Here is a 6,063-nt window from a genome sequence, read left to right on the forward strand (position 1 = left end):
CTACTAGTACTGCAACGGCAGTAGGCGAATCGTCTTCGGGTCGGGTTCGTTGGTCAGCTCGTGACGGACGTTGATATCGATCGGTGGCATGCGGAACTGGACCGGCTCCATGCTCGGGTCGGGGTGCGGTTTCGCCGGTCGGAGCCGCGTCGGCGGGCGCGGCAGTACCTGTGCGGGCTGGTGTCGGGTCTGGGTCGTAAGAACGGCTGGACCTTGGCGGAGCAGGCCGGTGAGGTGTCGCCGGACGGGATGCAGCGGTTGTTGCGGTGGGCGGACTGGGACGTCGACGCCGTGCGGGATGACGTGCGTGACTACGTGGTCGAGTATCTCGGTGACCCGGCCGGGGTGTTGATTGTCGATGACACGGGGTTCCTGAAGAAGGGTGTCCGGTCGGCGGGGGTGCAGCGTCAGTACTCCGGCACGGCTGGTCGGACGGAGAACTGCCAGGTCGGGGTGTTCCTGGCCTACCGCTCGGCGAAGGGTCACGCGTTGATCGATCGGCAGCTGTACCTGCCTGCGTCGTGGACCGATGACCGGGACCGGTGCCGGGCCGCCGGGATCCCCGACGAGGTGGGGTTCGCCACGAAGGTGCAGATGGCCCGGACCATGCTCGCCCGCGCCTTGGAGGCGGGGGTGCCGGTGGGGTGGGTGACGATGGACGAGGCCTACGGGCAGTCGAAGTCCCTGCGGGTGTGGCTGGAACACCGGGATGTGGCGTATGTGGTCGCGACCCGCCGCAACGACGACATGATCACGACCGCCATGGGAACTGCCCGCGCTGACCAACTCGTTGCCGCCCTGCCCGCTCGGGCGTGGTGCCGGCTCTCGGCTGGCGCCGGCGCGCACGGGCCACGCGAGTACTGGAGGGCTCGGGTGCCGGTACGGATCTGCTGGCGGCCGGGCCGCGGACACTGGCTCCTGGCCCGTCGCAGCATCACCACCGGCGAGATCGCCTACTACGTCTGCTACGGACCACGCCGCACCCGTCTGATCGACCTCGCCCGTGTCGCGGGCGCGAGGTGGGCGATCGAGGAGTGCTTCCAGCAGGCCAAGAACGAAGCCGGGCTCGACGAGTACCAGGTCCGCGACTGGCGGGCCTGGTACGCCCACATCACCCTCGCGATGGCCGCCCACGCTTGGCTGTCCGCAGCCAGATCCCTTGCGGCAAAAGGGGAACCAGCGCCGACGACGGCATGATGATCGGCTACACGGTACCGGAGATCCGAAGACTCCTCACCGCACTCGCAGTGCGATCAACCCACCCACCAGAGCACGTCTGGGCCTGGTCTCGATGGCGCAGACGACGCCAACACCAAGCCCGAACCTGCCACTACCGACGACACGGCTACCCCTAACCAACTGCCGTTGCAGTACTAGGAGTCTCCATGTGACTCCGAGTGATCTTGACGGGCACGGTGGAGTGGCCGGCGGGATCACGGTCTCACCGACGGGAAGCAGTCTGGTCCAGGCAGCCGCGCGGGTCACCTCATCTGCAGGTCTAAGCGGCTCTGGTCAAAACTCAAGGTAGCGCGGCAGGGAGGTTGCAGGGCGGCCACTGTCATCGAGTCCGAAGCGCTTGATCCGGTAAGCCGCTGCGGGATCATGGGCACCCTCCCGCAGCTTCGCGAGCCTCTCGACTGCCCCAGGGACGCCGAGTTCGATCGCTTGCCGAGTCAGCTTTTCAGCGCCCGCCGTGTCTCCGTCGTGAGCGCGTATGTTTGCCAGTCTGGTCAGCGCCCAGTCTTGGTCGTACTCAGCCGCCTGTCCGCATAGGCGCTCAGCACCGTCCCGGTCACCTGACCTGAGCCGTAGCCGGATCAGCTTGTCGTAGGTGCGAAGGTCCCCGTACTTGGCGGCCTGTCGGGCGAGCTGCTCGGCGCGCGCGTGATCGTTGAGCTGGTGATGGCGTCGCGCCCGGTTGGCGAAGGCCCCGTAGTGGCCCTTTTCGACGGCCTGTTGGTAGAGGTGCTCCGCGCCTGCGAAGTCGCCTAACCTCTCGCGCAGATCCGCGAGGCTGACCAACACTCCCGTGTGGCCAGAATCCACGGCCTGCCTGTAGAGATGCTCCACCGCGAAGAGATCGCCGGCTTTCTTGCGCAGTCGGGCTAGTCTGATAAGTGCGGAGCTATTGCCATTGCCAATGGCTTTTCGGCAAAACTTCTCAGCACCCGCGAGGTCGCCCTCCTTTTCTAGCAGCTGCGCCATGCGAACGAGGCCATGAGTTTTTTTCAGCAGTCTGGCTGCATGTGCTGCGAACTCTTCTGCTTCGACGCGGCGACCCACTCTGAAGAGGAAATCGGTCAGGTCTTCAACCGCTTCCCCTCGCCCACCCTCAGCCGCCTGCCGGTACAACGCTTCAGCGGCACCAAGATCGCCTCCCCGGTCACGCATTCGAGCTAGAACGTACAGGATGTCGGGATCCGCTTTGTCAAGGAACTGGATACAGATCGCCTCCGCGCTGGCAGCATCCTCGGCGCGCTCCCACAAGCGGACGAGTTGAGTGACCGCCCTCATGCTTCCCTTGCTCACTGCCCGCAGATAGAGGGCTATAGCTCGCTGGTAACGGCCCCGGTTGTCCGCGTGGCGGGCTATCGTGAACAGCAGGCTGGCGTCCTCCACGACATCTGCAACAGATTCCCAGAAACTAGCTGGCGGGAACCTGAACGCCCGCTCCCTGCTGCCGATCTGTTCGACATGGTCGGCCAACCGGTAGGAGGGACGGTCGTTTCTCCCGGCTGGATGCCGTGGTCGTATACGCGTGAGTAGGCTGACTGCTCCCCGGCACTCCTCGCTGGCATATCGGAGTGCCTCGCCGAGCCAGTCATCCGGAGCCCGGTTCCACTCATGGTCATCCAAGTATCCATGGGCTGCCTTCTCCAGGAGATCTCGTGGGATGTCCGATGGATGGCCGAGACGACGAGCGTCGATGGCGACGTCGACTACCGCCCGGGCCTGCGGTTCGGCAAGGCGGTACTTGTTCTCCAGCTCTGGTGCGGCGGCTAGATATTGAGTGACGCGGCCACCATCGGAACGTTCGGCGGCATGGCGCAATCGGGCGTCTTCGACCCTCGTCCGCAGTGTGGCCAGTTGCTCCACGGTGAAGCCCTCAGCGACCTCGATGCAGGTTTCAGCTAGGAGCTCGCGGGCTTGTGAATACAAGTCGGGTCGGTCGCGGCTGGGCTGACGGACCAAGTCGTTCCAGTGTTCCCGCCACGCCGTGGCGAGGACCAGGACTGGTCCGCGATCGGGACTGTTGAGTAGACGCCGCAGTCCTGCGGCAATACGTTCGCCCGCCCCAGGATCTGTCGGAGCGAGGTACCGCCGCACCTCGTTGAGCCATACCACCGAGTAGGGGCCGACCCGGTCTAGCTCTTCCAAAGCCGCATCCACGTGGGTGGGGCTGTAGGGATGCCATAAACGCCACCGGCCAGGCTGCTGCTCGTTCAGATAGAGCACCGCCTCCCAACAAGCGCGGGTCTTTCCGGTAGACGATCCGGCCACTAGAGTTGCCATTCGACTCTCGCCCTGGATAACGCCGTCGACGATATCCCGCAAACGCGAGTCATGCTCTCGCTCAACGTAAGGCGGCAGTTCTGACTTGTGGGGATTGTTCAGCTTAATACAGCGGTGGACGCCCAGACTCAAGGGGTCGCATGCCTCAATCCGGGAGCCTGGAGGAGAGGCGGTGGTTCGGATTCCCTGATTGGAAAGCGCCCGCCGCCAGGCGGCCATGTCACCTCCAGAGCGGCGGGCCGCATAGGCGCGAGCGGCCACCGTAAGGAGCGCCATGGCTCTAGCTGCGGCATCGGGCTGTTCGACTAAGGAACGCAGCCGAATAGCCCCGAGATGGGCGTCCCGACCAAGTACCGGTTCGCCGATTAGGATGTTCTCCGCGTCGGCGGCATCCACATGCCAGATCACCGCATGGTTCAGGAGTCGCTCCGCGGCGTCGGTTGGGAGGTCGGGTGCTGCTAGAAAAAACTGTTTTCTCACGAGGTCCAGCGCGTTTTGCTGCTCACCCGTTGGAGCTCCGCTATAGGGGTCTCGTCGCCGATTGAGTGCCGCCCTTAGAACCTCGAGTGGACCTGTCAGGTGCCTCACGGCCAGTACCAGGCCATCGCCGGGCTCGACTCGTCCATCGCGGATCATGCTGGCCCACTGTTCGATGACCGGCTTGAGGCCCTTTCCATCGGCTCCCACGCTTAGCTCGTGCTTCGCCTGTACCCAGGCGCGACGACCGAGGGCACACTCGCAGTAGATGTCGTCCGTGGGCTCGTCAACTTCGAGCCTGACCAAGACTGGAGCGCCGCCGCCCTGCGGGAGGAGCCCTTGGACTTCCTCTTCGAGTAAACCGTGCACCACGATGAATGCCGCTGCCGCTGCCCGGTGGGCGCTGCCAACCTCGCCAGCCGATCCGCCGATTGCGCCCCGTGCCGCAGTAGTCACAGGCCCAAGGCTGCCGGAACGTTAGGAGAGCCGCAAACCCGCTTCCCCGTACCTCGCCTCCCACAAGAGGCGGGACCAGCCAAGCCGCAGGCATCCGACGGAGACCACCCCTGACAACGCGCACGTAGCCGAGCAGCACGCCAGCCATGGGCCGGCCAGCACCGTCCCGGTGGGGAGCCCAGTCCGAGGCCGCCGAGCGTGCTGCGGGCCAGTGCACCGTGCGCGAACGCGCTGAGGGCGTGTGAGCCGGCGGCACTGGACCTGCGAAACCACCGGCGGTGACGCTGGCGACACCGTAGATCGGGGCAACCACCAGTAGAAGGATGATAGAGCCGACACGTTGGGCCGCGGGAGGATGGATGTTCTGGGGTCGTAGATTGGGCACGTGGTCACTGGCTCCCGAACAGGTGTTGGCACCCGGCCCGCAGAGGTAAAGGCGCCGGTGCGCTGTTCGCACCTCCCTGTGGATCCCCGCGGGTACCCGATCATCGCGGTCATTCCGCAGGAACCGGGCGGAGTGGACTATGGGGCCTTGTCCGAACAGCGCAAGCTTGTTCTTGCCACCTACGACCTGTGCGGGGTGTGCGCCATGCCGTTCCGGGACGAGCTGCGCTGGCAAGTCACGTTCGACGACCAGTTGCAGCACATGGGCGAGACCCCCACGTTCAACGAGGCGCCGGTGCACGAGGTGTGCGCGCTCTATGCCGCGCAGGTGTGCCCGTTCGTCTCGTCGCCCCACGCTCGGCTGGGCGACGCACAGCGCAAGGGTCAGCGACGCGCCGAAACGCTCGTGCTGGCCGGCTTCGACAGCACCGCCGCCGTGTACGGCCACGACAGCGAACTTCAGGTTGGCAAGAGCATCCTGATGTTCGACATGGCCGGGCTGCGTCGCACGCACCGCCTCACCGGTGCCGACGACGCCCGCCAGGTGTACGAGGCCGCCCTCCGCGACGAGGTCCCTATTCAGCTCGACGACGCCGAGCGGCGTATCGTGGACCTCCTCTGCGCGCCAACGCCCGAGGAAGGCGAGGACTCAGGCGCGGTCATGGCCGGCGCCACATGGTTCATCGGCGCGGCGTTCTGCCCACAGATCTGCCAGGTTCAGGCGATGAAGAAGTTCGCCGAGGCCAAGGATGACCTCTACCTCCAACTCGCGGCGAACTTCCTCTTCGAGCCCGACATGATGGCCAAGTGGGAAGACGCGAGCGACGCCTCTACCGCGGCAGCTGTGTCGTGGTTCCGTACCCGAGAAAGCCTGCCCGGCGTCCTGCAGCAGTGGCGAGTCGCCGGCGCGCGCCGAGTCCGCGACAGCAGGGGCCGGCGCCCCCGCATCTCGGACGCGGCCATTGTTCCTCAGCGCGACGAGGCTGCCATCCGTCGACGCCAGGAAGCCGAGTCGGCCCTACGGAAGGGGCGTCGCAAGAAGCGATGAGCCTGCACACGCAGCAGCCGCAACGCTTCAGCTGATCTTCAGCAAACGATCGCAGCAGGGCCGCACAGCGACCGGCACGCAATGGCGGGAAACAAGAAAGCGCAGTTCATCAACCTGGGGACACAGGCGGAGCGTCGGGTTAGGAAACCGATGCTCTATCCCCTGAGCTACGAGGGCGCGAGGGC

At 65.5% G+C, this 6,063-nt stretch carries 3 protein-coding genes; 2 read left to right on the plus strand and 1 reads right to left on the minus strand.

The genetic code is table 11. The features are described from left to right. Positions 1-60 precede the first annotated feature (60 nt). On the plus strand, positions 61-1,197 hold the full coding sequence (locus EFE23_RS27295) for an IS701 family transposase (RefSeq protein ID WP_439650880.1): 1,137 nt from the start codon (positions 61-63) through the stop codon (positions 1,195-1,197). Positions 1,198-1,512: 315 nt separating this feature from the next. Here the strand turns inward: EFE23_RS27295 and EFE23_RS27300 are convergent, their stop codons facing one another. Next, positions 1,513-4,446 carry a tetratricopeptide repeat protein gene (locus EFE23_RS27300; protein WP_148058556.1) on the minus strand — a complete coding sequence of 978 codons (2,934 nt, stop codon included), beginning with the start codon at positions 4,444-4,446 and terminating at the stop codon, positions 1,513-1,515. A gap of 532 nt (positions 4,447-4,978) precedes the next feature. On the opposite strand from EFE23_RS27300, the gene EFE23_RS27305 reads away from it, so the two are divergent. Next, positions 4,979-5,878 carry a hypothetical protein gene (locus tag EFE23_RS27305; RefSeq protein WP_148058557.1) on the plus strand — a complete coding sequence of 300 codons (900 nt, stop codon included), beginning with the start codon at positions 4,979-4,981 and terminating at the stop codon, positions 5,876-5,878. Positions 5,879-6,063 lie beyond the last annotated feature (185 nt).

It is taken from the genome of Micromonospora solifontis, from assembly GCF_003725545.1.
GTDB lineage: Bacteria > Actinomycetota > Actinomycetes > Mycobacteriales > Micromonosporaceae > Micromonospora > Micromonospora solifontis.